This window comes from Sphingomonas sp. BE123, assembly GCF_031456015.1.
In the GTDB taxonomy this organism is placed as follows: Bacteria; Pseudomonadota; Alphaproteobacteria; order Sphingomonadales; family Sphingomonadaceae; genus Sphingomonas.
This window is the reverse complement of the sequence record NZ_JAVDTW010000002.1, coordinates 77,498-103,544: the sequence shown is the minus strand read 5'-3', so window position 1 is coordinate 103,544 and position 26,047 is coordinate 77,498. Positions and strand designations below refer to the sequence as shown.

The 26,047-nt window shown below is 67.7% G+C and carries 30 protein-coding genes and 1 tRNA gene; 10 read left to right on the top strand and 21 right to left on the bottom strand.

What is annotated here, in order from left to right; translation table 11 throughout:
- Window positions 1-70: 70 nt before the first annotated feature.
- From J2Y54_RS08620 to rpoZ, 5 genes are all read right to left on the bottom strand, one after another.
- A complete protein-coding gene (locus J2Y54_RS08620; protein ID WP_310038723.1) occupies window positions 71-838 on the bottom strand; it encodes a TIGR02186 family protein in 768 nt (255 codons plus the stop codon).
- Window positions 835-1,749 carry a sulfite exporter TauE/SafE family protein gene (locus J2Y54_RS08615; protein ID WP_310038720.1) on the bottom strand — a complete coding sequence of 305 codons (915 nt, stop codon included), beginning with the start codon at window positions 1,747-1,749 and terminating at the stop codon, window positions 835-837. The genes J2Y54_RS08620 and J2Y54_RS08615 overlap by 4 nt, the downstream gene beginning before the upstream one ends.
- 48 nt (window positions 1,750-1,797) lie before the next feature.
- Window positions 1,798-2,835, bottom strand: a complete 1,038-nt coding sequence (locus J2Y54_RS08610) for a hypothetical protein (RefSeq protein ID WP_310038718.1) — start codon at window positions 2,833-2,835, stop codon at window positions 1,798-1,800.
- The gene (locus tag J2Y54_RS08605; protein WP_310038715.1) at window positions 2,832-4,208 is read right to left on the bottom strand and encodes a glycosyl transferase family protein; all 1,377 of its coding nucleotides are present in this window, start codon (window positions 4,206-4,208) and stop codon (window positions 2,832-2,834) included. Before J2Y54_RS08605 ends, J2Y54_RS08610 begins: the two co-directional genes overlap by 4 nt.
- Before the next feature lie 167 nt (window positions 4,209-4,375).
- Window positions 4,376-4,720, bottom strand: a complete 345-nt coding sequence (gene rpoZ, locus J2Y54_RS08600) for a DNA-directed RNA polymerase subunit omega (RefSeq protein ID WP_310038713.1) — start codon at window positions 4,718-4,720, stop codon at window positions 4,376-4,378.
- A gap of 128 nt (window positions 4,721-4,848) precedes the next feature.
- Here rpoZ and J2Y54_RS08595 point away from each other — a divergent pair, with 128 nt between their 5' ends.
- Entirely contained in the window at window positions 4,849-6,069 is a 1,221-nt protein-coding gene (locus tag J2Y54_RS08595; RefSeq protein ID WP_310038710.1) for a phosphatidylserine/phosphatidylglycerophosphate/cardiolipin synthase family protein, read from the top strand.
- Window positions 6,070-6,147: 78 nt separating this feature from the next.
- On the opposite strand, the gene J2Y54_RS08590 is transcribed toward J2Y54_RS08595, so the two are convergent.
- Window positions 6,148-6,465, bottom strand: coding sequence for a hypothetical protein (locus tag J2Y54_RS08590; RefSeq protein WP_310038707.1), 318 nt, complete (start codon window positions 6,463-6,465; stop codon window positions 6,148-6,150).
- A 131-nt stretch (window positions 6,466-6,596) separates the two neighbouring features.
- Here J2Y54_RS08590 and J2Y54_RS08585 point away from each other — a divergent pair, with 131 nt between their 5' ends.
- The gene (locus J2Y54_RS08585) at window positions 6,597-8,174 is read left to right on the top strand and encodes a cisplatin damage response ATP-dependent DNA ligase (RefSeq protein WP_310038703.1); all 1,578 of its coding nucleotides are present in this window, start codon (window positions 6,597-6,599) and stop codon (window positions 8,172-8,174) included.
- Window positions 8,175-8,269: 95 nt separating this feature from the next.
- On the opposite strand, the gene J2Y54_RS08580 is transcribed toward J2Y54_RS08585, so the two are convergent.
- Both J2Y54_RS08580 and J2Y54_RS08575 read right to left on the bottom strand, forming a co-directional pair.
- Window positions 8,270-10,324 (bottom strand): NAD(+) synthase, encoded by a 2,055-nt coding sequence (locus J2Y54_RS08580; protein WP_310038700.1) that lies wholly within the window; start codon window positions 10,322-10,324, stop codon window positions 8,270-8,272.
- A gap of 36 nt (window positions 10,325-10,360) precedes the next feature.
- The gene (locus J2Y54_RS08575) at window positions 10,361-11,074 is read right to left on the bottom strand and encodes a murein L,D-transpeptidase catalytic domain family protein (protein WP_310038698.1); all 714 of its coding nucleotides are present in this window, start codon (window positions 11,072-11,074) and stop codon (window positions 10,361-10,363) included.
- Between the two features lie 257 nt (window positions 11,075-11,331).
- Here J2Y54_RS08575 and J2Y54_RS08570 point away from each other — a divergent pair, with 257 nt between their 5' ends.
- Window positions 11,332-12,093: a L,D-transpeptidase family protein gene (locus tag J2Y54_RS08570; RefSeq protein WP_310038697.1), complete on the top strand. Its 762-nt coding sequence runs from the start codon at window positions 11,332-11,334 to the stop codon at window positions 12,091-12,093.
- 3 nt (window positions 12,094-12,096) lie between these two features.
- Here J2Y54_RS08570 and J2Y54_RS08565 read toward each other — a convergent pair whose 3' ends face one another.
- The 7 genes from J2Y54_RS08565 to J2Y54_RS08535 all read right to left on the bottom strand — a co-directional run bounded on the left by J2Y54_RS08565 (window position 12,097) and on the right by J2Y54_RS08535 (window position 16,273).
- Window positions 12,097-12,972 carry a lysophospholipid acyltransferase family protein gene (locus tag J2Y54_RS08565; protein WP_310038695.1) on the bottom strand — a complete coding sequence of 292 codons (876 nt, stop codon included), beginning with the start codon at window positions 12,970-12,972 and terminating at the stop codon, window positions 12,097-12,099.
- 4 nt (window positions 12,973-12,976) lie between these two features.
- Complete coding sequence (locus tag J2Y54_RS08560) at window positions 12,977-13,399, bottom strand: Fur family transcriptional regulator (RefSeq protein WP_310038693.1); 423 nt, start codon at window positions 13,397-13,399, stop codon at window positions 12,977-12,979.
- Window positions 13,400-13,495: 96 nt separating this feature from the next.
- Window positions 13,496-13,912: a MucR family transcriptional regulator gene (locus tag J2Y54_RS08555; protein ID WP_310038691.1), complete on the bottom strand. Its 417-nt coding sequence runs from the start codon at window positions 13,910-13,912 to the stop codon at window positions 13,496-13,498.
- Between the two features lie 109 nt (window positions 13,913-14,021).
- Entirely contained in the window at window positions 14,022-14,498 is a 477-nt protein-coding gene (locus tag J2Y54_RS08550) for a GNAT family N-acetyltransferase (RefSeq protein ID WP_310038689.1), read from the bottom strand.
- Complete coding sequence (gene tsaB, locus J2Y54_RS08545; RefSeq protein ID WP_310038687.1) at window positions 14,495-15,115, bottom strand: tRNA (adenosine(37)-N6)-threonylcarbamoyltransferase complex dimerization subunit type 1 TsaB; 621 nt, start codon at window positions 15,113-15,115, stop codon at window positions 14,495-14,497. Before tsaB ends, J2Y54_RS08550 begins: the two co-directional genes overlap by 4 nt.
- Window positions 15,108-15,701, bottom strand: a complete 594-nt coding sequence (locus tag J2Y54_RS08540; RefSeq protein ID WP_310038685.1) for a malonic semialdehyde reductase — start codon at window positions 15,699-15,701, stop codon at window positions 15,108-15,110. Before J2Y54_RS08540 ends, tsaB begins: the two co-directional genes overlap by 8 nt.
- Window positions 15,701-16,273 (bottom strand): NifU family protein, encoded by a 573-nt coding sequence (locus J2Y54_RS08535; RefSeq protein WP_310038684.1) that lies wholly within the window; start codon window positions 16,271-16,273, stop codon window positions 15,701-15,703. Before J2Y54_RS08535 ends, J2Y54_RS08540 begins: the two co-directional genes overlap by 1 nt.
- 269 nt (window positions 16,274-16,542) lie before the next feature.
- Between J2Y54_RS08535 and infA the strand changes: the two genes are divergently transcribed.
- The 5 genes from infA to J2Y54_RS08510 all read left to right on the top strand — a co-directional run bounded on the left by infA (window position 16,543) and on the right by J2Y54_RS08510 (window position 18,546).
- Complete coding sequence (gene infA / locus J2Y54_RS08530) at window positions 16,543-16,761, top strand: translation initiation factor IF-1 (RefSeq protein WP_033923152.1); 219 nt, start codon at window positions 16,543-16,545, stop codon at window positions 16,759-16,761.
- 10 nt (window positions 16,762-16,771) lie between these two features.
- A complete protein-coding gene (locus J2Y54_RS08525) occupies window positions 16,772-17,341 on the top strand; it encodes a nucleoside triphosphate pyrophosphatase (RefSeq protein WP_310038681.1) in 570 nt (189 codons plus the stop codon).
- Window positions 17,334-18,272, top strand: a complete 939-nt coding sequence (locus J2Y54_RS08520; protein WP_310038678.1) for a ribonuclease — start codon at window positions 17,334-17,336, stop codon at window positions 18,270-18,272. The genes J2Y54_RS08525 and J2Y54_RS08520 overlap by 8 nt, the downstream gene beginning before the upstream one ends.
- Complete coding sequence (locus J2Y54_RS08515) at window positions 18,269-18,451, top strand: DNA gyrase inhibitor YacG (RefSeq protein ID WP_310038675.1); 183 nt, start codon at window positions 18,269-18,271, stop codon at window positions 18,449-18,451. The genes J2Y54_RS08520 and J2Y54_RS08515 overlap by 4 nt, the downstream gene beginning before the upstream one ends.
- A 19-nt stretch (window positions 18,452-18,470) precedes the next feature.
- Window positions 18,471-18,546, top strand: a tRNA-Phe gene (locus tag J2Y54_RS08510).
- Between the two features lie 38 nt (window positions 18,547-18,584).
- On the opposite strand, the gene purU is transcribed toward J2Y54_RS08510, so the two are convergent.
- Window positions 18,585-19,445, bottom strand: coding sequence for a formyltetrahydrofolate deformylase (gene purU / locus J2Y54_RS08505; protein WP_310038672.1), 861 nt, complete (start codon window positions 19,443-19,445; stop codon window positions 18,585-18,587).
- Window positions 19,445-20,326, bottom strand: a complete 882-nt coding sequence (locus tag J2Y54_RS08500; protein WP_310038669.1) for a methylenetetrahydrofolate reductase — start codon at window positions 20,324-20,326, stop codon at window positions 19,445-19,447. Before J2Y54_RS08500 ends, purU begins: the two co-directional genes overlap by 1 nt.
- Before the next feature lie 110 nt (window positions 20,327-20,436).
- On the opposite strand from J2Y54_RS08500, the gene J2Y54_RS08495 reads away from it, so the two are divergent.
- Together J2Y54_RS08495 and desA are read left to right on the top strand one after the other, a co-directional pair.
- On the top strand, window positions 20,437-21,174 hold the full coding sequence (locus J2Y54_RS08495; protein WP_310038667.1) for an alpha/beta fold hydrolase: 738 nt from the start codon (window positions 20,437-20,439) through the stop codon (window positions 21,172-21,174).
- A gap of 2 nt (window positions 21,175-21,176) precedes the next feature.
- The gene (gene desA, locus J2Y54_RS08490) at window positions 21,177-22,568 is read left to right on the top strand and encodes a syringate O-demethylase (RefSeq protein ID WP_310038665.1); all 1,392 of its coding nucleotides are present in this window, start codon (window positions 21,177-21,179) and stop codon (window positions 22,566-22,568) included.
- 159 nt (window positions 22,569-22,727) lie between these two features.
- On the opposite strand, the gene J2Y54_RS08485 is transcribed toward desA, so the two are convergent.
- From J2Y54_RS08485 to J2Y54_RS08470, 4 genes are all read right to left on the bottom strand, one after another.
- A complete protein-coding gene (locus J2Y54_RS08485) occupies window positions 22,728-23,477 on the bottom strand; it encodes an IclR family transcriptional regulator C-terminal domain-containing protein (protein ID WP_310038662.1) in 750 nt (249 codons plus the stop codon).
- 14 nt (window positions 23,478-23,491) lie between these two features.
- The gene (locus J2Y54_RS08480) at window positions 23,492-23,881 is read right to left on the bottom strand and encodes a nuclear transport factor 2 family protein (protein WP_310038660.1); all 390 of its coding nucleotides are present in this window, start codon (window positions 23,879-23,881) and stop codon (window positions 23,492-23,494) included.
- The gene (locus J2Y54_RS08475) at window positions 23,878-25,005 is read right to left on the bottom strand and encodes a cobalamin-independent methionine synthase II family protein (RefSeq protein WP_310041247.1); all 1,128 of its coding nucleotides are present in this window, start codon (window positions 25,003-25,005) and stop codon (window positions 23,878-23,880) included. Before J2Y54_RS08475 ends, J2Y54_RS08480 begins: the two co-directional genes overlap by 4 nt.
- Before the next feature lie 67 nt (window positions 25,006-25,072).
- Window positions 25,073-25,972: a LysR family transcriptional regulator gene (locus tag J2Y54_RS08470; RefSeq protein ID WP_310038657.1), complete on the bottom strand. Its 900-nt coding sequence runs from the start codon at window positions 25,970-25,972 to the stop codon at window positions 25,073-25,075.
- Window positions 25,973-26,047 lie beyond the last annotated feature (75 nt).

Here is a 26,047-nt window from a genome sequence, read left to right as displayed (position 1 = left end):
AGTGGTTGGTAGCGGGACGTTTTGTTCGCGCCTCCGCGACGCGCCATGCGGCCGGGCAGGGTCGCCGCGCTCAGAACCGCCGGAAGATCACGCCCGCCGCCCAGCCAAAGCCGATCGACAGCAGCACCGCGGCGATCCCGTAGAGGATCGAATTGCGCTCCGCCGCACGCGCGACCCAGCGCTCGAAACCGGATTTGCGGATATCGATCTCGCGCACCGCTGCCGCGATCACCCGGCCGTCGCGAATCAGGAAGGTTTCGGCGGTGAAGCGCCCGACCGGGACGCGCGCCGGGATCTGGACGCGGCCGCGATAGAGCACATTCTGGCTGATCTCGACCGCGCCCGGCGCCTCGTAATACAGGCCGTCCCGCCGCTTGAGGTCGACCAGGCCCGCGTCGAAACGCGACTGCACCGCGGGGGCGGCGCCCGATGCGGGGGAGAGCTGCAGGCTGTCGAGGCCCAGTTCGTAAATGGCGCGGGTGCGCGAATCGACGATGCGGTCGATCGGCCGGGTCGAGGCAAGCGCGTAGAAGGAAGGCGCGGAGCGATAGCGCGTGCGTTCGGCATTGACCCAGATTCCGGCGACACGCTGTTTCTCGCGCACCAGCACCGATTCGGTCGGTCCCTTGACCACCACCACGATATCGATCGGCGCGGCAGCGCTGGGCGGGGCGGCGCTGCCCGGCTGAATGATGGCGCCGAACAGCAGCAGTTCGGCCCCGGTGAAGGAGTAGATGATCTCGATCTCGCGCTGTGACACGTCGGGGACAAGCACCGGCTTGGCCTGACCGAGCAGGAGCGGCGCGGCGAGCGCGAGCAGGACGGCACCGAGCCTCATCCGAGCTGGACCGAGTAGAGTTCGTCGGGTCGCCAGGCGAGCCCGATCAGCATGCGCAGCGCGACGACCAGAACCATCGCGCCAAGGACCAGCCGGAGATATTCGGGTCGGGTCCGCGCGGCGAAGCGCGCGCCGAGCTGGGCGCCGACCACCGAGCCGAGCAGCAGCAGACCGGCGAGCACGATGTCGACCGCCTTGGTCGTGACCGAATGGACCATCGTCGCCGCCGCGCTGACGAACAGGATCTGGAACAGCGAGGTGCCGACCACGACCTGCGCGGGCATGCCGAGCAGATAGAGCATCGCCGGGATCAGGATGAAGCCGCCACCGACCCCGAGCAACATGGTCAGGATGCCGGTGGCAAAGCCGAGCAGCAGCGGCGCGAGCGGCGAGATGTAGAGGCCGGAGCGGTAGAAGCGCCAGCGCAGCGGCAGCGCTGCGACCATCGGATGATGGCGCCGCCGCCGCGCGCGCGGGGCAGCGCCGGTCCGCGTTGCGCGAATCGCGCCCAGCGATTCGGACAGCATCAGCCACCCGATCGAACCGAGCATGGCGACATAGAGCAGCGCGATCACCGTATCGATCTGGCCGCTTGCCTGAAGCAGGCGGAACAGCACCGCACCCGCACCCGATCCCAGCACCCCGCCGCCGATCAGCACCCACGCCATGTGCAGGTCGACCCCGTTGCGGCGGAAATGGGCGAACACGCCTGATACGCTCGCCCCGGTTACCTGGCTGGCCGCCGACGCCGCCGCGACGGTGGGCGGAATGCCGTAGACGATCAGCAGCGGGGTGGTGAGGAACCCGCCGCCCACGCCGAACATGCCGGACAGCAGCCCGACCCCTAGCCCGAGCAGGATGATGACCAGCGCGTTGACCGACAGGCCGGCAATGGGAAGGTACAGATCCATGCGCGATCCTGCCTAGCGCGTCGTGGCAGGTGGCGGAAGGCAACGCGGTCAGAAATCCGCGCCCAGCGACAGCGCGGGTCCGGACCCGGGCCGCGCATCGCCCGCCACGCGCGCGCGCCAGTCGAGCGCGAGCCGCCAGGTTCCGCCCGCGACCGGCAGGGTGGTGACCGCGCTGGGGCCGACGTCGAACCGCGCCGCGTCCTGCTGGACCGCGCCCCACGCGCCCGCGCCGAGCGCGATGCGTACCGCGCCCGCCCGCGCAACATCCCGGGTGACACGGACCGCGCCATCGGCATAGCCCGACAGATCGTCGCGCAGCACCATTCCGGCCTGGCCATAGGCTTCGAGCGCGAAGTGGAAGGGCAGGTCGACCCGGTCGACGCCGGTGACCAGGCCGAGGGCCGGGCCGGAGCGGCCGCCGTCGAGCGCGACGCGCTGTTCGGCCATGAAACGCAGCGGCGCGCGCCACGGGCGCCATTCGACGCCAAGCGCGACTTCGCGCCCGGTTGCGCCGAGCGCCGCGCTGGCCCGGGCATAGGCCAGCAGCCGGCCGTGCCGGTCGAGGCTGCGGGCGAGCCGAACGCCCGTCTGATCGCCGCCAAGCATGGCGCCGCCCGGCCCGGCGCCGCGGCGGGTGACCAGCCATGCGCTGCCCTGCCACCGGTCGCCGGACTCGCTGCGCGCCAGCAATGCGGGTGGCGCCGGGATGCGGGCGCGCGTGACCGGACGGTCGGACGGAGGATGCGCCGGCATGGCTTCGTGCGGCTCGGCAGGGCCGAAGCTGATCAGTCCGAGCAGCGCAAAGGTCGATGGCGAGCCCGGGGGCGGGACGGCTGCGCGGTCGGGCGCCGGGTGAGGCAATCCTGCCATGTGCGCCGGGGCGGCCGGGCGCGGCATGGGCTGTGCCGGCACTGGGGCAGTTTCGCTGCGCGCGGTGACGGGGAGCGGAAAGGTCGCGCGCACCGCGTCCGCGAGATCGCCGCCCGCCGGCCACAGCAGGATCAGACGCAGGACGATCCAGCCGAGCGCGACCATGGCGAGAAAGCGCAGCGGCCGGCCGCGTCCCGGGACGGCCAGCGCGCTCAACTGCCGTCCCCGGCGCCGGTCGGAAAACGGTGGTCGGTCTTGTCCCAGCGCGCCGCAGCGCCGCCCAGCATCGGCCAGTACAAGGTTAGCGCCCGGCGCGCGGCGAGCAGCGCGACCAGATTCGCAACCAGCACGCGCGGCACCGCAAGCGCGGCCTGGAGCGGCCCGGCGGCGGCCCAGCTGAAGGCAATGCGCAGTGCGACCCGCCATGCCAGCATTGCGGCGTTGACCGCGAGCAGCAGGGCAACGGCCCCCTCGGGCATGGGGAGGGTACTGGCAGCGAGGACATGCCCGGCAAGCGAAGCGCCCCAGGCAAGCAGCGCGAAATAGGCAATGGCGAGCACCGGGATCGCCAGCGTCGCGCGGCGATCGCGCATGCGCATCCAGTGTTCGCGCAGGCTGCCCCCGCGCTGCCAGCCGACGCGATCCCACCCCGCCAGCGCGATTCCCGTGAGCCAGCGCGCCTTTTGCCGAACTGCGGCGGGCAGGGTTGCGGGGAAATAGGCGCGCACGGCGATCAGGCTGCCATCCTCGGCCCGCGCGCGCACGAAGCGACTGCGCCCGCCCAGCGCGCTCACGGTCAGGCCGAGCTCATAATCCTCGGTCAGGCTGGCGGCGTCGAACGGCTGGCCGGCGCGCAGGTCGGCGATGCGCCCGAGCATGTCCCGCCGGATGGCGCAGCCGACACCGGCAAAGGGCAGGGCGGCGCCGACCAGTTCGCGCACCACCAGCGACTTTCCGTGGCTCTCCGCAAATTCGTCCAGATAATGGCCGGCAATCAGCGGCGAGCGCGCGTCGGGCAAGGGGCAGACGGGAAGCTGCACCGCGTCATGGTCGCGCAGCCACGCGGCATAGAGCGCCAGCTCGCCCGGATGCACCAGGTCCTCGGCATCGTGGAGGATCACGGCGGTGCAGGGCTCACCCGCCGCCTCGTCGCGCAGCAGCGCGCGCCACAGCGCGTTGAGGCAATCGGCCTTGGTCGTCGGACCGGGGGTCGGGCCGATGACCAGACGGACGCGCGGATCGGCGTCGGCGACTTCGGCGACCGCGGCGATCGTTGCCCGGTCATTGGGATAGGTGCCGACATAGAGGCGATAGGGGGCAGCGCCGAAGCGGGCGAGGGTGGCGCGGAGCATCGCGCCGATCACGGCGGCTTCGTCCCACGCCGGGATGAACACCGCCATCGGCGGCAGGGGCGCGTCGAGCGGGCGGGGCAGCTCCCCGCGCAGCCGGCGCCGCAGCTGCGCATAGCCATAGGCAAGGTCGACCAGCAGGTCGTCGAGCCCGCCGATGAGAAAGCCGATCGCGGCGAACAGCATCGCTTCACGCGCGACGGCATCGATGACGTCCAGCACTGTCAGGCCCGTCGTCATCGAATTCCCCCCGATTCGGACGCTTCAGTGTCCGACTCGGTGGCGCAGCGATCAAGTGCGAAGCGGCGCTTCCGCCACATTGGAGCCGATTGCGCCCGGAATCAGAAAGGCCGCCGCTCCCGGGGGAGCTGCGGCCCATGCTGAATTACCGGCGGATGCGCGACGGATCAGCCGTCGTAATCGGCGCCCAGATTCTGGTTGCGGGGCGGCGCAGCGGCGGTGAGGCGGAGCGCTTCGGCCGATGCGGCGAGGCTGCCGACCTCATCGGGTGCTTCCTCATCGTCGATCTGCACGCGCTGCAGGCTGCCGACCAGCGCTTCTTCAAGATTGTCGGGACGGATCGTCTCTTCGGCAATCTCGCGCAGCGCGACGACCGGGTTCTTGTCGCGGTCGCGATCGATGGTCAGCTCAGCGCCGCCGGAAATCTGACGCGCCCGCTGGGCCGCCAGCAGCACGAGATCGAAACGGTTCGAAACCTTGTCGACGCAATCCTCGACAGTGACGCGCGCCATGGAACGCTTCCTTTGGGCAGAGATACAGGAAAGGCGGCCATCTAGGCTGCAGCGGCGGCTGAGTCAAGGAAATCGGCGTCGTGCGGCGGGCTGGCGTTCGGCCCGGCTTTCATGCCATCCCCCCACGCATGGAGCAGCGCACCGATCCGCCTGCCGGGCTTGGCGCCGGCCTGCCGCCCGAGCCGCCGCCGCAACCGGTGTTCGCGATCGCGGGCAACCGCCTGACGTTGCTCGACACCGGGCCGCGCCGGCTCGAAGCGCTGCTCGACCTGATCGCGCAGGCGCGGACCTCGCTGCGCCTACTTTATTATATCTACAGCGACGATGCCGTCGGCGTGCGCGTGCGCGATGCGATGATCGCCGCGGTTGCGCGTGGGGTCGACGTCACGCTGATCGTCGACGGCCTGGGCAGCGACCCGGCCTATACCCGCGATTTCTTTGCCCCGCTGCGCGCGGCCGGAGGCAAGGTGTGCTTTTTCGTGCCGCGCTGGGGGCGGCGCTATCTGCTGCGCAATCACCAGAAAATCGCGCTGGCCGATGGCGAGACGGCGGCGGCGCGGATCATCGTCGGCGGGTTCAACATCCAGGACGATTATTTCGGTGCGCCGGGCAGCGACGGATGGCGCGACCTGGGGTTGCTGGTCGAGGGCGAGGCGGCGGCGCGGCTGACCGGCTATTTCGACGCACTGTGGCGCTGGACGCTGCGACCGCGCGCGCCGCTGCGCACGCTGCGCCGCGCGCTCAAGCGCTGGAGCGAGCCCGAGGGGCAGTTGCGCTGGCTGCTTGGCGGACCGACGCGGCGCCTGTCGCCATGGGCACGCGCGGTGCGCCGCGACCTCAAGGCAGCGCGCTCGATCGATATTCTGGCCGCTTATTTCTTTCCCAGCCCCGCCATGCTGCTGCGGCTCGGGCGCGCGGCGCGGCGCGGCGGCAGCGTGCGGGTGGTCGTGCCATCGATCACCGACAATCACATGACGCTGGACGCGGCGCGCTTCACCTATCGCGGGCTGCTGCGGCGCGGGGTCCGGATCTTCGAATATCTGCCGAGCAAGCTGCACACGAAGCTGTTCGTGATCGACGATCAGGTGCAGATCGGATCGGCGAATTTCGACATGCGCAGCCTGTTCCTCAACCTTGAGGTGATGCTGCGGATCGAGGACCCGGCCTTTGCCGCGCATGTCCGCGCCTATGTCGATGCCGAGGTGGCGCGATCGCTGGAGGTCACCCGCGCGCTGCATCGCGCGCGTACCGGCTGGTGGACCCGGGCGCGGCAGGCAGTGGTGTTTTTCGTGGTGGCGGTGATCGACTATCGCGTCACCCGTTCGCTCAGCATCGCGAGCGAGGAATAGCGCCGGCAGCCGGTTGGCGCCGCCGGGGCTTGTCGGGCCGCGCGCTCCGGCCCGTCGGCCGAAGCGCGCGGCGCCGGATCACTTGACCGCAGCCAGCGCAGCCTCGACCTTGGTCAGGACTTCGGGCGTGAGCTGGTCGGCAGCATAGGCCTTGAGCTGGTTGAGGCTCATGCCCTTGAACATCTCATAGCTTTCGTGGGTCGACACGCCGGGCAGCGCGGCGTCGAACGCAGCCTTGGCCGCCGGATTGGCGACAATGTCCTGGATCGGCGTGTCGAGATTGTACTTCGCAGCCACGGCAGCAGGGGCGGCGGCGGTTGCCGCGCTGTCCTGCGCGAAGGATGCGGGGGCGAGCGGCAGGGCCGACAGCGCAACGGCGAGCAACAGGGTCTTCATCGAAACATTCCCTCCCACGGCACGCGCGAATCGCGGGCCGACCTTTTCCGGTGGATTGACGCTAGCGTGAACCCGGGGGCGACGCGAGAGGGCTTGGCGGAACCCCCGGCGACGCACCATGTTGAGCGCCCATGCGTGCCTTTGCCGACCTGCTCGATCGACTGATCTACACGCGCTCGCGCAATGCGAAGCTGCGCCTGATCGGTGCGTGGCTGCGCGAGACGCCCGACCCGGATCGCGGCTGGGGGCTGGCGGCGCTGACCGGCACGCTCGACCTGCCCGCGGTCAAGCCTGCCGTGATCCGCGCATTGGTGAGCGAGCGGGTCGACCCGGTGCTGTTCCAGCTGAGCCGCGATTTCGTCGGCGACACCGCCGAGACGGTGGCGCTGATCTGGCCTGAGCCTGCGGTGCCGCCGCCCGAAGCCGAGCCGCTGACACTGGGCGCGGTGATCGATCGGCTTGCCAGCCTGTCGCGCTCCGATGCCCCCGCCGCGCTCGGCGCGATGCTCGACCGGCTCGCGGCGGACGAACGCTATGCGCTGCTCAAGCTCGCCACCGGGGGCCTGCGCGTCGGGGTGTCGGCGCGGCTCGCCAAGACCGCGTTCGCCGAGGCGTTCGGGGTCGATGTCGATGCGGTGGAGGAGGTGTGGCACGGCCTGACGCCGCCCTATGCGCCGCTGTTCGACTGGGGCGAGGGGCGCGGGCCGCAGCCGAGCACGACCGATGTGCCGGTGTTCCGCCCGTTCATGCTCGCCCACCCGCTTGAGGAGACGCAGGTCGATCTGAAGGATTATGCGGCCGAGTGGAAATGGGACGGCATCCGCGTCCAGATCGTCCATGTGACCGGCGAGACGCGGCTGTACAGCCGGGCCGGGGACGACATCACCGGAAGCTTCCCCGATGTTGCTTCGGCCTTCGCGACGCCGGGTGTGCTCGACGGCGAATTGCTGGTGCGCGGCGAGGCGCAGGGGGGCGAGGCGGGGAGCTTCAATGCGCTGCAACAGCGGCTCGGGCGGAAAGTGGTTTCGGCCAAGACGCTGGCGGAGTTTCCGGCGTTCGTGCGACTCTACGACCTGTTGTTCGACGGGCTTGAGGATTTGCGCGAATTGCCCTGGCATACGCGCCGCAAGCGGCTGGAGGCCTATGCCGCACCGCTCGACCCCGACCGGTTCGATGTCTCGGCGTTGATCGATGCGGAGGATTTCGCCGCGCTGGAGGAATTGCGCGCTGGTGCCCGCGACGCGGCGATCGAGGGGGTGATGCTCAAGCGGCGCGATTCGCCCTATGTCGCCGGGCGCCGCGTCGGCCTGTGGTACAAATGGAAGCGCGATCCGCTCACCGCCGATTGCGTGCTGATGTATGCTCAGCGTGGGAGCGGCAAGCGGTCATCCTTCTATTCCGATTACACCTTTGGCGCATGGACTGAGGATGGCGAATTGCTGCCGGTGGGGAAGGCCTATTTCGGATTCACCGACGAAGAGCTGAAATGGCTCGACCGCTTCGTGCGCAACCACACGACCGCGCGGTTCGGGCCGGTGCGGGAGGTGGAGAAGACGCTGGTGCTGGAGGTCGCGTTCGATTCGATCCATGCGTCGAAGCGGCACAAATCGGGGCTCGCGATGCGATTCCCGCGGATTTCGCGGATCCGAACGGATAAGCCTGCGCACGAGGCTGACACGATTGCGGGGCTGGAGCGGCTCGCCACCTAACCCTTCGTCGTCCCGGGCTTGACCCGGGACAGGGCTTCTTCTGAGACGTCGAAGGCAGCCCAGCCCCGGGTCAAGCCCGGGGCGACGCGGGAGGGTTATCCCTTCGGCACGTTCGCCTCAAGCTCGTCCAGCCACGGCCCCGCCACCCCGTCCGATGGTGCGCGCCAGTCGCCGCGCGGGGACAGCGCGCCGCCCGCCGAGACCTTCGGTCCGTTCGGAATCGCGCTGCGCTTGAACTGGCTCTGCGCAAAGAAGCGGATCAGGAATTTCTCCAGCCAGTGGCGGATCGTGGCGAGGTCATAGGCGACGCGCTGGTGGGGTGGCACGCCCAGCGGCCATTCGCCCGCTTCCGCATCCTTCCACGCATGCCACGCCAGAAACGCGATCTTCGACGGGGCAAGGCCGTGGCGCACGACATGATGGACGAAGAAATCGTTGAGCGCGTAGGGTCCGATCTTTGCCTCGGTGCTCTGCATCGCGCCGCTGGCGTCGGCGGGGACCAGCTCTGGCGAGATTTCCTGCGCGAGGATCGCCTCGAGCACCGTGTCGGTCTGCGCGTCGAACTGGTTGGTCGCGACGCACCAGCGGATCAGGAACTGGATCAGCGTCTTGGGCACGCCGGCATTGACCGCATAATGCGACATCTGGTCGCCAACGCCATAGGTGCACCAGCCCAGCGCCAGCTCCGACAGGTCGCCGGTGCCGAGCACGAACCCGCCGCGCTGGTTGGCAAGGCGGAACAGATAGTCGGTGCGAAGGCCCGCCTGAACATTCTCGAAGGTGATATCGTAGACTGGCTCGCCATCGGCATAGGGATGACCCATGTCGGTCAGCAGCTGGCGCGCGGCGGGGCGGATATCGATTTCTTCGGCGGTGATGCCGAGCGCCTTCATCAGCGCCCACGCATTGCCCTTGCTCCCCTCGCCAGTCGCAAAGCCGGGCATGGTGAAGCCCAGAATGTCGCTGCGCGGTCGCCCCAGCCGGTCCATCGCCTTGGCCGCGACGATCAGCGCATGGGTCGAATCGAGCCCGCCCGAAATGCCGATGATGATCTTGCCGTTGCCGGTCGCGACCATGCGCTTGCGCAGCCCCTCGACCTGGATGTTGAAGGCTTCGTAGCAATCCTCGTCCAGCTTTGCGGGTGTGTTGGGCACGAACGGAAAGCGGCGGATCGCGCGATGCAGCCCGATATCGTCGAAGCCCGGCGCATGGTCGAACGCGATGCGGCGAAAGCGTTGCTCAGGATGACCGGCGGCGGCGGCGTTGTCGTTGAACGTGCCGAACCGCATCCGCTCCTGCCGCAGCCGCGCGACATCGATATCGGCGGTGATCAGCTCGTCGTCGAGGTCGAACCGCCCCGATGCGGCAAGCAGTTCGCCCAGCTCATAGATCAGGCTCTGCCCGTCCCAGGCGAGGTCGGTGGTGCTTTCTCCCGGCCCGGAGGCGGAGAAGACATAGGCCGACGCGGTGCGGCTGGATTGCGCAGCGCACAGCATTGCCCGCTCGCGCGCCTTGCCGATGACGATGTTGCTGGCGGACAGATTGCACAGGATCAGCGCCCCGGCCATCGCGCCGAAGGTCGACGGCGGCAGCGGTCCCCAGAAATCCTCGCAAATCTCGGCATGGAAGGTGAAATCGGGGAGGTCGCTGGCAGCGAAGACCAGGTCGGTGCCGAACGGCGCGGTCTGCCCGGCAATCTCGACGGTGCCCGACAGGCCGATGCCCGACGCGAACCAGCGCTTCTCATAATATTCGCGGTAATTGGGGAAATAGCTTTTCGGCACCACGCCCAGCACGCGCCCGCGCGCGATCACCACCGCGCAGTTATACAGCCGGCCGTTCCGTTCCAGCGCGGCGCCGACGAGCAGCACCGGCTTGAGCTTCGCGCTCGCGGCGATCAGGTCAGCCAGCCCTTGCGCCGTGGCGCGCAACACCGCATCCTGCAGATGCAGATCGTCGATCGCATATCCGGTAATGCCGAGTTCGGGGAAGAGCAGCAGATCCGCCCCCGCGGCATCGCCCCGTTTCGCCAACGCGATGTGCGACGCGGTGTTCGCGGCGATATCGCCCGCGCTCGCGCTGGGGGTACAGGCGCCGACGCGCACGAAACCCTGCGCGTGGATCGAGTAAAAGCGGTGTTTGCCCTTCATGAGCGGGTGGTAGCGCAGCCCTGCGCCCCGCGCCACTTACACCTTGGTCGCGTAGATCATCCGGCCTTCGCCCAGCATCGCGAACAGCGTGTCGAGATCGCGTTCACCCACCGCGAAACAGCCCTGGCTGCGGCCGAGCTTGCCGTGCTTGGCGATCATGTCGGGGTTCGAATACCACGCACCGTGGATCACGATCGCGCGGTCGAGCGCGTTGTAGTTGGTGGGGTCGAGCCCGATCAGCCGCTGCGATAGCTGGTGCTTGCCGACATAGTAATTGGCCGCGAGGAACGCGCCTTCGCAGGTCGCTTCCGACCCGACCTCGTTCGAGAAGCGCTGAAGCATGCCGGTGTGGCCCGGGTCCGACCCGATGCCGTGCGACACCAGCATGGCGCGGGTGGCGCCGCTTTCCATGTCGACAAAATGAAAGCGCAGGCGCGAGGAGGGGAGCGAGAAATCGGCGATCGCAATCCGGTCCTGCTGGCGGATCCGGCTGGAGTGGCGCTGCAGCGCGGCGGCGGCGCGTTCGAACAATTCGGGACGGATCCCGCGCGGTGCACTGGCGACGGTACGCGGGGCTGCCGGCAGCGGGGTTGCGACGGGCGGCGGCGGAAGCGGTGCGGCCGGGGCGGGCAGCGCGGCGGTGGTGACACTGCGGGCGGCACAGCCGGCGAGCAGCCCGGTGCCGGCCACCATCCCGGCGGTCTTCAGAAAGGCACGGCGGGTCGCCGCAGCTTTGGTCAAACGGTCCATAGCGTCCTCTGTGCCCCCACAAATGTCGCGTCTCGAAGCGTGACTATAGCAAAGGTCGCGACCGATTCGTCCTAAGTGACTCCACAGTTCCGCGTCGGTTCGCCGCAGGCACGGCGCGGACTATCGCCGCTTGTGCCGAATCGGGCATTGCGCGCTTTTCGCTTTGCACCCGCGCAATCGGCGTGGCACCCCTTGCCCAAACCGGCGTTAACCATAAATTGTGGAGCAGTCGCCCGCGGAACGAATGGAGTGTGCACATGAAGTCTGCGGGAGCGCGGACAATGCGGGCGGTAGCACTGGCCCTTGCGCTATGCGCGGCAGCGCCGGCGCTGGCGCAGCAGGTGCCGTCGGACGGCGCCGAAGAGGTTCTGCTGCGCAACGGCCAGTGGACCTGGATCGAGGACGCGGCATTGCAGCCGGCCGGCAGCGCGGCGGGCGTGTCGATCCTGATCAGCCTGCCCGGCCAGGTTGCCTATGTCTATCGCGACGGCGTGCTGATCGCGGCCTCGACCGTGTCGACCGGCAAGCCGGGCAAGACGACGCCGACGGGCGAGTTCACGATCCTGCAGAAGCGGGTGCATCACCGTTCAAATCTATACAGCAACGCGCCGATGCCGTTCATGCAGCGGCTGACCTGGACCGGCATCGCGCTGCATGCCGGGCAGTTGCCCGGCTATCCCGCTTCGCATGGCTGCATCCGCTTTCCCCGCGAATTCGCCCGGCGGCTGTTCGACATCACCGCGCTGGGCACGACGGTATCGGTGGTGAATTACGAGATTGTCGACCCGCGCGTCCGCCGCGGCGCCCCGCGCCTGCCGGTGGAACAGGTCGCGCGGCGGGCCGAGCCGCCGTTCCTGCGTGCCGACCCGGCAGCATTCCGCACGGGTGACTATGACATGGTCACATCGAGCAACGACGTGGTCCGGCCCGAGCGGATCGGGCAGTCGGTCTCGCCCGAAGGCGTGGTGTTCGCGCCGATGGAGCCGGTGGTGCAGAAGGTGCAGCGCCGGCGGCGCTGAGGCTCAGCCGGCGTCGCCCGCCTGAGGCGCGGTCGCGACATAGTTCACCGGCGCGACGGTCCAGGCAAAGGGGCGCAGCGGGCCGTCGAGCGCAGCGACCAGCGCATCCTCGATCCGCCGCCGGCTCTCGGCCGCGATCGCCTTGCGGCCCGGAAATTCGTGCGGGTCGAACGGTTCGAGATACAGGATGCGCAGCGGGAAGCTGCCCTGTCGCGCCAGCACCCGACGCGCATTGTTGATGCCGCCCTCTTCGCCGATCCAGCCGATCTCCTCGCCCACCGCGCCATAGTCCAGCAGGACCGGCTGAACCATCACGCCGGGCGGAGGCGGTTCGAGCACGCGCAGCATCGGCGTCTTGAAGGGGAGCAGCGATCGCCCGTCGGTGGTCGTCCCTTCCGGAAAGATGGTGATTGCCCAATTGTCGGCGAGCGCATCGCGCAGGGCGTTGATCTGCTCCGCCACGCCCATGCGGTTCTCACGCTTCACATAGACGGTGCGATTGAGTCCGGCGAGCCAGCCCACGATCGGGGAGGCGCCGATCTCCGCCTTGGCGACGAAGGCGGTTCCGCTCGCTCCACCAAGCGCGAGAATGTCGACCCAGGACAGATGGTTCGCGACATAGAAGACATCGCGACGCAGCGGCGTCCCGACAATCTCCACGCGCGCGCCGGCGATGCGCGCGGCGCGGCCGAGGAACCAGCGTGGCCAGGGCGAGGGGAGGCGGAACAGCCGCCACAGATAATGCGCCGGCACATGCGTGAGCACGGCGAGCAGCAATAGCGCGACCCGGCGCCAGAAGCGCGCGCGTTCCGCACGGGTCAGCGGGGTGGGCAGCCCAAGGGCGGCGTCGCGGCGCCGCGGATCGACGCCGTCGGTCATTGCCTCAGGGCTTGCGCTCGAGAGCGACGCCGTACAGTTCCATGCGGTGATCGACCAGGCGGAAGCCGAGCCGTTCGGCAATCTGCTTCTGCAGCAATTCCAGCTCGGGATCGACAAACTCGATCACCTTGCCCGTTTCGACATCGATCAGATGGTCGTGATGCGCCTCGGGCGAGGGTTCGTAGCGCGCGCGACCGTCGCCGAAATCGTGGCGGTCGAGGATGCCGGCCTCTTCGAACAGGCGGACGGTGCGGTAGACGGTGGCGATGGAAATGCCGGGATCGATCGCCGATGCGCGGGCATAGACCTTCTCCACATCGGGATGGTCGTCCGCTTCGGACAGGACGCGCGCGATCACCTTGCGCTGTTCGGTGATGCGCAGCCCCTTTTCCTGGCACAGCGCTTCGAGATCGATCTTGCGGTTCATGAGGCTGATGTAGCGTCAAGCGGCGCGCGGGAAAAGGGGAAGCCGCGCCGGATCGCGCCGATGCCGGATGCGCACCGCGCACCCGGCAGGCAGGGTTCAGCGCTTGCGGCGCTTGGTGCCGAGGCCGATCTTCTTGGCGAGGCTGCGGCGCTGTTCGGCGTAATTGGGTGCGACCATCGGATAGTCGGCCGGCAGGTTCCACTTCGCGCGATAGTCGTCCGGCGTCATCTGGTAATGCGTCATCAGGTGCCGCTTCAGCATCTTGAGCTTCTTGCCGTCTTCGAGGCAGACGATGTAGTCGGGCTTGATCGACGCGCGGATCGACACTGCCGGCTCCTGCTTCTTCGCTTCGGGCTCGGGCTTGCTGCCGCCAAGATTGGCGAGCGCGCCATGCACATTGGCGATGAGCAGCGGAAGATCGGACACCGCGACGCTATTGTTGCTGACATGCGCCGCAACAATATCCGCGGTCAGGGTGACCAGCGTTTCATGCATGTCGTTCTGGGTGTCCATGTTCGTCCTTTCACGTTGACACGATGGCGCCAAGATCTGGCGGCAATCGCGCCGGCTATCCCGTTCCGCAGCCGGCTTTGCAAGCCATTCTAGCGGATTTTCGCGCAGTTCAGTCGAGACTTTTCGAAAATGTGTGCGCGTCGAATATCTTGCCGTCATTTCCTCGATAGTAGCCGCGCCGTTCGCCGATCTTTTCGAAACCTTCCGCACGGTAAAGCGCGACCGCCTCGTTGTTCGCGCGTACCTCAAGGTGGATCATGCCGGCGCCACGCATCCGCGCTTCATCGACCACCGCGCGCAGCAAGGCCCCGCCGATTCCGCGTCGGCGCATGGCGGGGCGTGTCGCGAGCAGCAGCAACTCGCCTTCGTCAAGCACGGTTCGGGCCAGTGAAAAGCCTGCCGGTTTCCCGGCGACCTGCGCGATCGTCAGCCACACGCCGGGCAAGGACAGCATGCCGAGGCACTGGCTGGGGGTCCAGGCTTCACCGAAGCGCGGATCGAAGGCGTCGGTCATGATCGCGCCGATCGTGGCCAGATCGGCAGCGCTGGCAGACACCAGGTCGATCGGACAGGGGGCCGTGCTCATGCCGCCTTGGGCTTGGCGTCCGGCGCGCGGCCATAGATCGGGCGCGGCGGCAGGGCGGTCAGCGCGGCGGGAAGCAGGCGTGCATCGGCCGCGCGCGGCAATGCCTCGCGAAGGTCGAGGCTGTCGTCCAGCGCGGCAAGGTGCCGCACGCCATTGCCGACCGCAATCCGCCCCCCAAGCTGCGCCAGCGCGGCATCGGGCTTGAGCGACGCAAAGGGCGCGATCTGCGCGAACTGGCGGTCATAGGCGGCCATGAACACCTCACCATGCCCACCTTCCAGCACCACCGCCAGCGCGTCGCTACCCGGATTGCGCGCGAAGGCGCCCGCTGCGACCAGGGGCAGCGAGGAAAGGCCATGGACCGGGACGCCCCAGCCAAAGCCAAGTCCGCGTGCCGCAGCGATGCCGACGCGGATGCCGGTGAAGCTGCCCGGGCCGCAATCGACCAGGATTGCGTCAGCGCGCCCGCCATCGGGCAGCTCCGCGATCATCGGCACGAGCCGTTCGGCATGGCCGCGCCCGACCTCGGCATGGCTTTCGGCGATCAGCGCGCCGCTGTCGATCAATGCGACCGAACAGGCGGCGGTGGCAGTCTCGATGACGAGCGTTCTAGCCAATCTTGTTGAACTTCCCGAAGTCCGGGCGCGGCGAGCGACCGAAGATGCTGGCCGGGTCACCCTTGCCCAGGGTCGAGATGAAATTGACCCGCACCGACGGCTGGTCGGCAAAGAACGCTGCCTCGACCTTGGCTGCGTCGAAGCCCGACATCGGCCCGGTGTCCCAGCCCAGCGCGCGCGCCGCCATGATGAAATAGCCGCCCTGCAGCGAGCCGTTGCGGAACGCGCTGTCGCGGCGCTTTTCCTGAGGCCCCTCGAACCAGCTCTTGGCGTCGGTATGCGGGAACAGCCAGGGCAGCTCTTCGTGGAAATCGAGGTCCATGCCGATCACGACCGCCGCCGGCGCGGCGCGGATCTTGTCGGGATTGCTGCCGGTCGCGCAGTCGGCGAGCGTGTCGCGCGACTCCTGCGACAGGCACCAGACAAAGCGCGCGGGCTGCTGGTTGGCCGAGGTCGGCCCCATTTTCAGCATGTCGTAAATCGCCTCGACATCCGCCTGGGTCACTGCGCCGGGCAGATAGCCGTTATAGGTGCGCGCGGTGCGGAACAGCGTGTCGAGCGCGGCGTCGTCGATCGGGCTGGCCATCAGACGGCGCGCACTTCGGTGACTTCGGGGACATAATATTTGAGCAATTGTTCGATCCCGTTCTTGAGCGTGGCGGTCGATGAAGGGCAGCCGGCGCACGCGCCCTGCATCTGCAGGAACACCTTGCCCTTGTCGAACCCGCGATAGACGATGTCGCCGCCGTCATTGGCAACGGCCGGGCGCACGCGCGTTTCGATGAGGTCCTTGATCTGCGCGACGATGTCGGCGTCCTCGGGATTATCGGCGAAGTCCGCTTCGGGCGGCGGCACGCTGAAGCCCGCGCTGCCCTGACGGAACAGCGGCATGTCGGCGCTGAAATGGTCGAGCAGGATGCCGAGCACATCGGGCTTGAGCCCCGACCAGTCGACACCGGGCGCGGCGGTGACCGAGATGAAGTCGCGTCCGAAGAACACCCCGGTCACGTCGCCCAGCCGGAACAGCGCATCGGCCAACGGCGATACCTCTGCCTCTTCGGGTGTGGCGAAATCGCGCGTGCCGCTGTCCATCACGGTGCGGCCGGGCAGGAATTTGAGCGTCGCCGGGTTGGGCGTCAGTTCGGTTTCGATCAGCATGGCGCCCATTTGGGGGCAAGGGTGCGGCGCATCAAGCGAGGAAAGCGAAACCGTCGGTTGCGCGGGCGTTTGTGGCCCGTTTTCGCCCTGATGAACCGGCACCGGCCCGCGCTCTGCCGCCGCCGGCAATCAACATACCCCGAACTGGGCGGCGGGCGCTGCGCGGGCAGCGCTGGTCTACTCCGGGCGACTTTTGCGAGGAGCTTTCCTTTTCTGCTCAGGGGGAGTAAGGCACCGCGACTTTTCTGATCCGCTCCCAAGAGGTTTGTTTGGCCAAGGAAGAACTGCTTGAAATGCGCGGCCGCGTTGTGGAGCTCCTCCCCAACGCGATGTTCCGTGTGAAGCTCGAGAATGACCATGAGATTCTCGGCCACACCGCCGGCAAGATGCGCAAGAACCGCATCCGTGTGCTGGTGGGCGACGAAGTGCTCGTCGAACTGACGCCCTATGACCTGACCAAGGGCCGCATCACCTATCGCTTCAAATAAGGCCGGGCCGATGCGGCTCGTGCTTGCCTCCACCTCGCCGCGCCGCCGCGATCTGCTGGCGCGGATCGGCGTCGTGCCGGATCGCGTGGCGGCGCCCGATATCGACGAGAATCCGCTCAAGGCCGAGCTGCCGCGCGTCTATGCACTGCGGCTGGCCGAGGCAAAGGCGCGCGCGGTCGCGCGAGCCGAAGACGAAATCGTGCTGGCTGGCGACACCACGATCGCGCTTGGCCGCCGCATCCTGCCGCCCGCCGAGACCGAGGATGTGCAGCGCGACCTGCTGACCAAGCTGTCCGGGCGGCGCCACCATTGCCTGTCGGCGGCGTGCCTGATCGGGCTTGACGGCCGCGCGCGTGTGCGCCTGTCGGACACGGTGGTCGCGTTCAAGCGGCTGAGCGAGGCCGAGATCGACCGCTACATCGCGTGCGGCGAGGGGCTGGGCAAAGCCGGCGGCTACGCCATCCAGGGCCGCGCCGAGGCGTTCGTGCGGTTTATCTCCGGCACCCATTCCGGGGTGGTCGGGCTGCCGCTCTATGACACGCGTGCCTTGCTGGAGCATGCAGGCTACCCCCTTGGCTGAATGGCTGTACGAGGCCGGGATTGGCGAGAACCGCGCGGCGCTGGTCGCACGCGGCACGATCCGCAAGGCGCGGATCGAACTGCCGGGCCTTCGCGCCGACACGATCGCGATCGCCAGGCTGATCGACCGCAGCACCGGCAAGGTCGCGCTGCCCGATGGCGGTGAGGCGCTGTGCGACCCGCTGCCCAAGGGGATCACACAGGGGGCGTCCTTCCCCGTCCGCATCGTTCGCGAAGCGGTCGCCGAACGCGGTCGGGTCAAGCTGCCCAAGGCGGTTCCTGCCCCTGACACCGCGCCGGCGCCTGGCCCCGACCTGCTCGCACGCATCACCGCGACTGGCCTGCCGGTGCGCCACTGCCACCCGCATGAGTCGGATGCGCTCGAGGAAGCGGGCTGGTCCGAAGTGCTGGAGGAGGCGCGGACCGGCGAGATCCGCTTTGCCAGCGGTGCGCTGCTGCTCTCGCTCACCCCGGCGATGAACCTGTTCGATGTCGATGGCGGGCCCCCGCTGGGGCCGTTGTCGATCGACGCCGCGCATGCGGTCGCGGCGGCGATGGAGCGGCTCGACATCGCCGGATCGGTCGGGGTCGATTTCCCGACGCTGGCCAATAAGCATGAACGCAATGCGGTGGGCGAGGCAATCGACGCCGCGCTGCCGCAACCGTTCGAGCGGACCGCGATGAACGGCTTCGGCTTTCTTCAGATCGTGCGGCGCAAGACGCGCATGTCGCTGCCCGAACTGATCGCCGCCGACCCCGTGGGTGCGGCGCTGCGCGCCGAGCTGCGCCGGTTGGAGCGCCTTCCCCCGCCCGCGCCCGATACCCATATCCTGCCCGCGCCGCTGCTGCGCCGGATCGAGCGAGAGCCCGACTGGATCGCGCAGCTGCACCGCCGCACCGGCGGGCGCACCCGTTTTGTGGACGTGACATGAAGACCGATTGCCCGATCTGCGGCGCCAAGCCCGTACCCGAATTCAAGCCGTTCTGCAGCCGCGGCTGCAAGGACCGCGACCTGCTGCAATGGCTGGGGGAGGGCTATCGCATCCCCGGGCGCGCGGCGGCGCCAGAAGAAATGCAAAGCGGGCTGGACAGCGACAGATCACGCGACTAAGAGCGCGCCTTCATCCCGTGCCCGGGTAGCTCAGTTGGTAGAGCATGCGACTGAAAATCGCAGTGTCGGCGGTTCGATTCCGTCCCCGGGCACCATCCGCTTCCGCCCAGCCCTGCATGGATCAACGCCTGGATCAGGCCTTGAACACGACCGTGCGGGCGCCGTTCAGCAGCACCCGGTCCTCCAGGTGATAATGCACCGCCGCGGCGAGCACGCGGCGTTCGATGTCGCGGCCCTTGCGGATCAGGTCGTCAGGCGTGTCGGCATGCGAAATCGCTTCGACATCCTGATGGATGATTGGCCCCTCGTCGAGGTCGGCGGTGACGTAATGGGCGGTTGCCCCAATCATCTTGACCCCGCGCTGATAGGCCTGGTGATAGGGCTTGGCGCCCTTGAATCCGGGCAGGAAGCTGTGATGGATGTTGATGCAGCGCCCTGACAGAAAGGCCGCGAGGTCGTCCGACAGGATCTGCATGTAGCGCGCGAGCACGACCAGCTCGGCGCCGGTCTCTGTCACGATGGCCTTGATCGCCGCCTCCTGCGCCGGTTTGGTGTCCGGCGTGATCGGCAGGTGGTGATAGGGGATGTCGCCGATCATCGAAGTGGCGAGCGCGGCGCGGGGATGGTTGGAAACGATGCCGACCACATCCATCTTCAACTCCCCGATCCGGCGGCGATAGAGCAGGTCGCCCAGACAATGGTCGAACTTCGACACCAGCAGCAGGACGCGGGTGGGGCGCGCATTGACGCGGAATTTCCAGTCCATCTCCCACTGCGCGGCAAGGGCGCCAAAGCCCTGCTCGATCGCGGCGATTGCGGCGGCCGGGGCATCGAACACTGTGCGCATGAAAAAGCCGCCGGTGATGGCGTCGTTGAACTGCTGCGACTCGACGATGTTGCACTCGGACTCGGTCAGGAAGCCGGCCACGGCGGCGACGATGCCGCGCCGGTCGGTGCAGTGAAGGGTGATGGTGCAGGTTTCGGTCGTCGGCATCATGGCTCCTGTCCTGTCATACGGGCATAGGTGTCGATCCAGTCGAGCGTGCGTGCAAGCCCGCCAAAGGGATAGAAATGCAGCCGCACCGGACCATGCGCGGCGGTCAGGGCGGCGGTCAGCGTCGCAACGAAGCGGTCCGGTCCGGCCGAGCCGAGCAGATTGCCGAGCGACAGGCCGTATTTGCGCAGCACTGCGGTCGAGGCACCGACGCCGCACAGGGCAGCAAAGCGCATCAGCGTCCTGATGCCGGCCGGGCCTGGCACGCCGATCCGCACCGGCGCGTGAATGCCATGAGCGCGCAACGCCGCCAGCCAGCGGACGACCGCCTCGGCATCGAAGCCGAACTGGGTAACGATCAGCGGCGCCATGCCGCGCCGCTCGACCTCGCGGCATTTGGCGGCGAGCACCGCGAAGCACTCGACCTCGCTCATATTGGGATGCCCCTCCGGATGGCCGCCCAGGCCGATCGCGCGGATGCCGGCGCGTTCGAAGGCGCCGGTCGCGATCAGCGCCATGCTGTCGGTAAAGGGGCCGGCAGGGGTTGGCGGATCGCCGGCGACGACGAAGCAACGGCGTACCCCCGCCTGTGCCACCACCGCCGCCAGATAGGCCTCGAACTCGGCCGCCGAATCGAGCCGGCGGGCGGAGAAATGCGGCATGGGTTCGAACCCCGACTGGCGCACCGCACCGGCCGCGCGAACGCGATCGTCGCGCCGCTCGCCGGGCAGAAAGGCAATCGCTACCGGCGTCGCCGCGGGGATGCGCGGCGCCAGCGCGGTCAGCGTATCGGCCTCACGCGCGGTGATCTCGATCGAATAGCCGTCGACCGCTGAGTGAGCGGGGCGCGACCAATTGGGGTGGATCTGGGAAACGGGCACAGACGTCCTCGGTCGACAGGGCAGCGCCCGCCGCAGCGGGCGTTTGCCATCTAGCGCAGTGATTAAAATTCGCATAGGCGAATAACTCATATATATGTAATGAGGGGCGCGTGCCGGACGAGCTACTGATCCTGCCTGGGCTGATGTGCGACGCGACGATGTTCGCGGCGACGCTTTCAGCCTTTCCGCAGGCGCAGGCGGTCAACGATCATTATGGCGGCACCGACCGGATTGACGCGATGGCGCGCCATGTCCTGACGATGGCACCGCCACGCTTTGCACTGATCGGCCATTCGATGGGCGCGCGCGTTGCACTGGAGGTGGCGGCACGCGCGCCGGCACGGGTGACCCGGCTGATGCTCGCCGATATGGGGGTGCATGGCGTGCGTGCGGGCGAGGCCGAGAGCCGCTATGCGCTGCGCGACCTGGGGCGGCGGAGCGGCTTTGCGGCGCTGGTCGATGCCTGGCTGCCGGGGATGCTCGGCGCGGCGGCGCGTGATGACGCCGCGCTGATGGACGCGCTGCGGACGATGTGCCTGCGCGCTGGCCAGACGGTGTTCGAGGCGCAGACGCAAGCCTTGCTGCACCGGCCCGATACCGGTCCGATACTGCAGACGCTGACCATTCCCGTCGCCGTGGTGGTTGGCGCGGAGGACCAATGGTCCCCGCCCGACCAGCATCGCGCGATCGCCGCGCGCATATCCGGTGCGCAGCTGCACGTCATTCCGGGCGCGGGCCACATGGCGCCTGCGGAACAGCCCGACCCCTTCAACACCGTGATCGCGGAGTGGCTGGACCGACCGGTCCAGGCCGCCCCCGCCCCGACCAGACCCTTAGGAGAGGCATGACCATGACCGACACGACACTGCAGCACCTGCTCGACGCGCAGGACAATATCGTCGATTTCCTGCGCAACCAGCAGGTCGGGCCCAATGCCTATCCCGGCGTTCCGGCCGAATATTCGAACTGGCGTGACGAGCAGCATGCCTGGGCCAACAGCTGTGTCCTGTTCAACCAGAGCTTTCACATGGTCGATCTGCTGGTCACCGGACCGGATGCGTTCGAGATGCTCCACTATCTGGCGCCGAACAGCTTCAAGGGCTTTGCCCCCAACCGCGCCAAGCAGTTCGCGCCGGTCACGCCCGACGGCTATGTCATCGGCGACGTGATCCTGTTCTATCTGGCTGAAAACACGTTCGAACTGGTCGGCCGCGCGCCGTCGATCGAATGGGTCGAATTCCACGCCGCATCGGGCAAGTGGGACGTGACGGTCGAACGCGACGAGCGCACCGCGGCGCGGCCCGACAAGGACATGCGCCGCAACTATCGCTTCCAGCTGCAGGGGCCGAACGCGATGGCGGTGCTCGAACGGGCGATGGGCGCGACCCCGCCCGAGCTCAAATTCTTCCACATGGCCCCGATCATGATCGCGGGCGTCGAAGTGCGCGCGCTGCGCCACGGCATGGTCGGCCAGCCGGGTTACGAGCTGTTCGGACCGTGGCAGGATTACGACACCGTCCGCAACGCGCTGATCGAGGCGGGCAAGGAGTTCGGCCTGACCCTGTGCGGCGGACGTACCTATGCGTCGAACACGCTGGAGTCGGGGTGGATCCCCTCGCCGCTGCCGGCGATCTACACCGGCGAGTCGCTGGCCGAGTATCGCGCCTGGCTTTCGGCCAAATCCTATGAGGCAGGTGCATCGCTCGGCGGCAGCTTCGTGTCCGAGCGGATCGAGGATTATTATGTGACCCCGTGGGATCTGGGTTACGGGCATATGGTCAAGTTCGACCATGACTTTATCGGCCGCGAAGCGCTGGAGCGGATGAAGGACCAGCCGCATCGGCGCAAGGTGACGCTGGCACTCGACACGCAGGACGTGCTGCGCGTGATGAGCTCGATGCTGCAAAAGGGCGAGCGGGCGAAGTTCATCGACTTCCCCAGCGCGGTCTATGCGATGCATCCCTATGACGCGGTGCTGAAGGACGGCCGCCCGGTCGGCATCTCGACCTGGATCGGCTACACCGCCAATGAAGGCCGCTTCCTGACGCTCGCGATGGTCGACGCCGATGTGGCAGAACCCGGCACCGAAGTGACGTTCGTGTGGGGCGAGCCCGATGGCGGCACGCGCAAGCCGACCGTCGAACGCCATGTGCAGGTCGAGATCAAGGCAACCGTCGCCCCGGTTCCCTATTCGGAAGTTGCGCGCGATTCCTACGCCGAAGGCTGGCGTACGCGCAGCTGATCGACTCAATCCTCCCCCGCAAGGGGGAGGTGTCAGCGCAGCTGACGGAGGGGGAGGAAGGGTATCGGCAAGAGGCGATAGTTCGCAGCCGTCCTCCCCCTCCGTCGCCTTCGGCGCCACCTCCCCCTTGCGGGGGAGGATAGTTGTCGACTCGCCCCGCTACGCCCCAGCTTCGATCGCGGCACAGACGGCAGTCAGGCGTTCGATGATCTGAGCCCGGACTTCCTGCGTGTAGCGCAGCCGCGGCAACGCAACGGCGAGCGCGCCGGCCGCGGCTCCGTCGATCCGCACCACCCGCGCGATCCCGCATACGCCGGGTGTATATTCGTCATTGGTAAAGGCGAACCCGGTGTCGCGCACCGCAGCGACCTGTTGCCGCAGCACCGCTTCGTCGGTGATGGTATAGGGGGTGAACAGCGGTCGCGGCGCTTCGGCGAAATAGCGCGCCAGCATGGCATCGTCGAAGGTCGACAGGATCGCCTTGCCCGCGGCCATACAATGCAGCGGCGCGCGCGCCCCGACGCTGACGGCGTATCGCAACGCCTGGTCCGCGGTCTCGGTCACCCGCGCCTCGATCTCCCAGTCGGTCGCGGTGAAGAAGGACGTGGTTTCGTTGAGTGCCCGGCGCAGTGCGCGCACCTGCGGCGCGACGCGATCCTCGATCGACAGGGCGCTGGCGGGCATGCGCAGGCGCTCCAGGCCGGCACCGGCGTGATAGCGTCGCCCGTCGCGCCGCAAATAGGTCCGCTCGCACAGGGTGGCGAGCAGATAGGACAGGCTGCTGACCGGGATCTGCAGCGCGGCGGCGATATCCTGCGCGGCGACCCCGGACGGGTTGCCGACGACATATTCGATGATGTCGAGCGTCCGCATCGCGGACTTGACCGGCGGCTGGGTGGCTTTGTGCATGAAGGTCCCGCTGTTCAGAAGGTCAGCGTACCCCGGCGCTCGGCAAACCGCCATCCGGCATCGGTGCGGACAAAGCGGTCGTGGAAGCTGCCGACCTTGGGCGGGCCGTCTGCGGTGAACAGCAGCATCGCCGACTCGCCGATCGCGTGATCCGCGTCGATCACGTCGATGACGATATTGGAGCAGACATGCCGCGTCGTGCGCGCCGGGCGGGCGAGAAATGCCGCGAGGATCGCCGGGCGCCCCACGATCCAGTCATCGGGCGCGGTCGGGCGGCACATCCGGCCATCCTCGGCATAAAGGTCCGCCACTTCCGTCCAGCGCGCGGCATCGTTGAGATTGGCGTAGCGCGCGACCAGCCTGGCGCAATCCTGCTCGATCGCGCGGATCGCCTCCGGGCTCACAGCCGCGCATCCGCGATGTCGGCGCCTTCCCGCAGCGCGCGCAGCTTCTTCCATGTCACTTGCGGATCGATCTTGCCATAGCCGGCAAAGGTGCCGAAGCCGCAATCGGTGCTGGCGATCACCCGGTCCTTGCCGACGATGCGGGCATAGCGCTCGATCCGCTGCGCGATCAGTTCGGGATGCTCGACATAGTTGGAACAGGTATCGATCAGGCCGGGCGCCAGCAGCTTGTCGTCGGGCAGCGCCGCGTCGCGCCATACCGTCCATTCATGCTCGTGGCGCGGGTTCGCCGCCTCGAACAGGATGGTTGCCGGGCGCGCGGCGATGACGGTGTCGATCACCTTTTCCAGCGCGATGTCGCAATCATGCGGCCCTTCATAATTGCCCCAGCAGATATGCATTCGCATCCGCTCGGCCGGGATGTTGGCGGTGGCGGCGTTGAGCGCTTCGACATTGGCGGCGGCGGTCGCGAGGAATTCGGCGTCGCTCTGGTCCTGAAAACCGGTGTGCCGCGACATGGCAAGGTCGGGGCAGTCGAGCTGAAGGTCGAACCCGGCAGCGACAATCGCCTCATATTCCGGGCGCATCGCATCGACCAGATCGGCGAGATACGCCCCATGCGAGGGATAGTGGCGGTTGACCTGAAACGCGGTGATCAGTCCGGGTGAGGCGGCATTCATGAACCCGCGCACATTGCCGCCCGCTTTGTCGAGCGCGTGGCGGAAGCGGCGGATATCGTCTTGCAGCGGGTCGAGCGTGCGCAGTCGCACCGGGCCGATGCACGATGCGCGGGTGAATTCCTGGGACCCCATGATCGCCGAAAGCTTGCGCGCGAGCCCCGGATGCGCGGCGAGGTCGGCGGCCGGGCGCCGGTCGATATGCCCGCCAAACCCTTCCAGCCGCTCGATCATATAGGTCGAATAGCCGACCTTCCCCAGTTCGCCGTCGCTGACGATGCTGACCCCGCACGCGATCTGTTGCGCCACGGCGGCAGCGACCGCCGCCTGCACCAGCGTGTCGAACTGCGCCGCGTCATAGGGCTCGCCCTTGTCGCGGGCGAGCAAAAGTGGCGTCAGGTCTTCACCGCGCGGAAGGCTGCCCACATGCGTCGTCGCGATCATCACCATCTCCCTTGTTACACCGCTGGTGATGGCAAGGTTTCACGGATGTGCAAGCATCATATCCGCGAATTTATCCCGTGGAGCTGCGGATCAGGTCGATCAGCCAGCGCAGGCCGGGATCGTTGCTGCGCGTGACATGATATTGCGCCATCTCGACCAAAGGCGGGATCGGCAGCGGCGGGGCGACCGCGACCAGCGGGAAGTTGCGCGCCATCTGTGCCGCCAGCCGCCCCTGGATCAGCGCGAGCCAGTCGGTGTCCTGAAGCAACCAGGGCAGCATCCCGAAATTGGGTGCGATCATCGCGACACGACGCTGGATCCCCATGCGATCGAGATAAGCGTCGCCGAAGCTTGGCAGCCGTTCGTCGCCGATCGCGACATGGACATGATCATGGTCGAGCATTGCCGCCAGTGTCGGCTGAGCGGTCAGCGCCGGATGCCCCGCGCGCCCGACCAGCCGGTATTCGTCCTCGAACAATCGCTCCGAGGGCAGTTCGGGCGTGACATATTCCTGCAGCGTGATCAGCAGGTCGATCCCGCCGCTTTCGAGCAGTTCGATCCGGCGCGGGCTGGGCAGCAGCAGTTCGATCCTCACGCCCGGTGCGGTGGCAGACAGGCGGGTGACGATCGGGAACAGGATCGATGTCGCGATATAGTCCGACGTCATGATCCGGAAGGTCCGGTTGGTCGTCGCGGGATCGAAATGCCGCGAGGTTGCGATCACCCCCTCCATCGTTTCCAGCGCCTGGCGCACCTGGGGCAGCAGCGTTTCGGCGAAGGGCGTGGGATACATCCGCTTGTTGCGCGCGATCAGCAATTCGTCCCCGAAATAGCTGCGCAGCCGGGCGAGGGCGTTGCTCATCGCCGGCTGGCTGAGGTTCAGCCGCTGTGCCGCACGCGAGACGCTGCGGTCGCTCATCAGCGCGTCGAACGCGACGATCAGGTTGAGGTCCAGTCCCTTGAAGCGCATCGCCAATCCATCATTGAGATCAATTAAAATGCATCAGAACTATAAGTTTTTCAATGTGCACGACGGGCGCTAGGT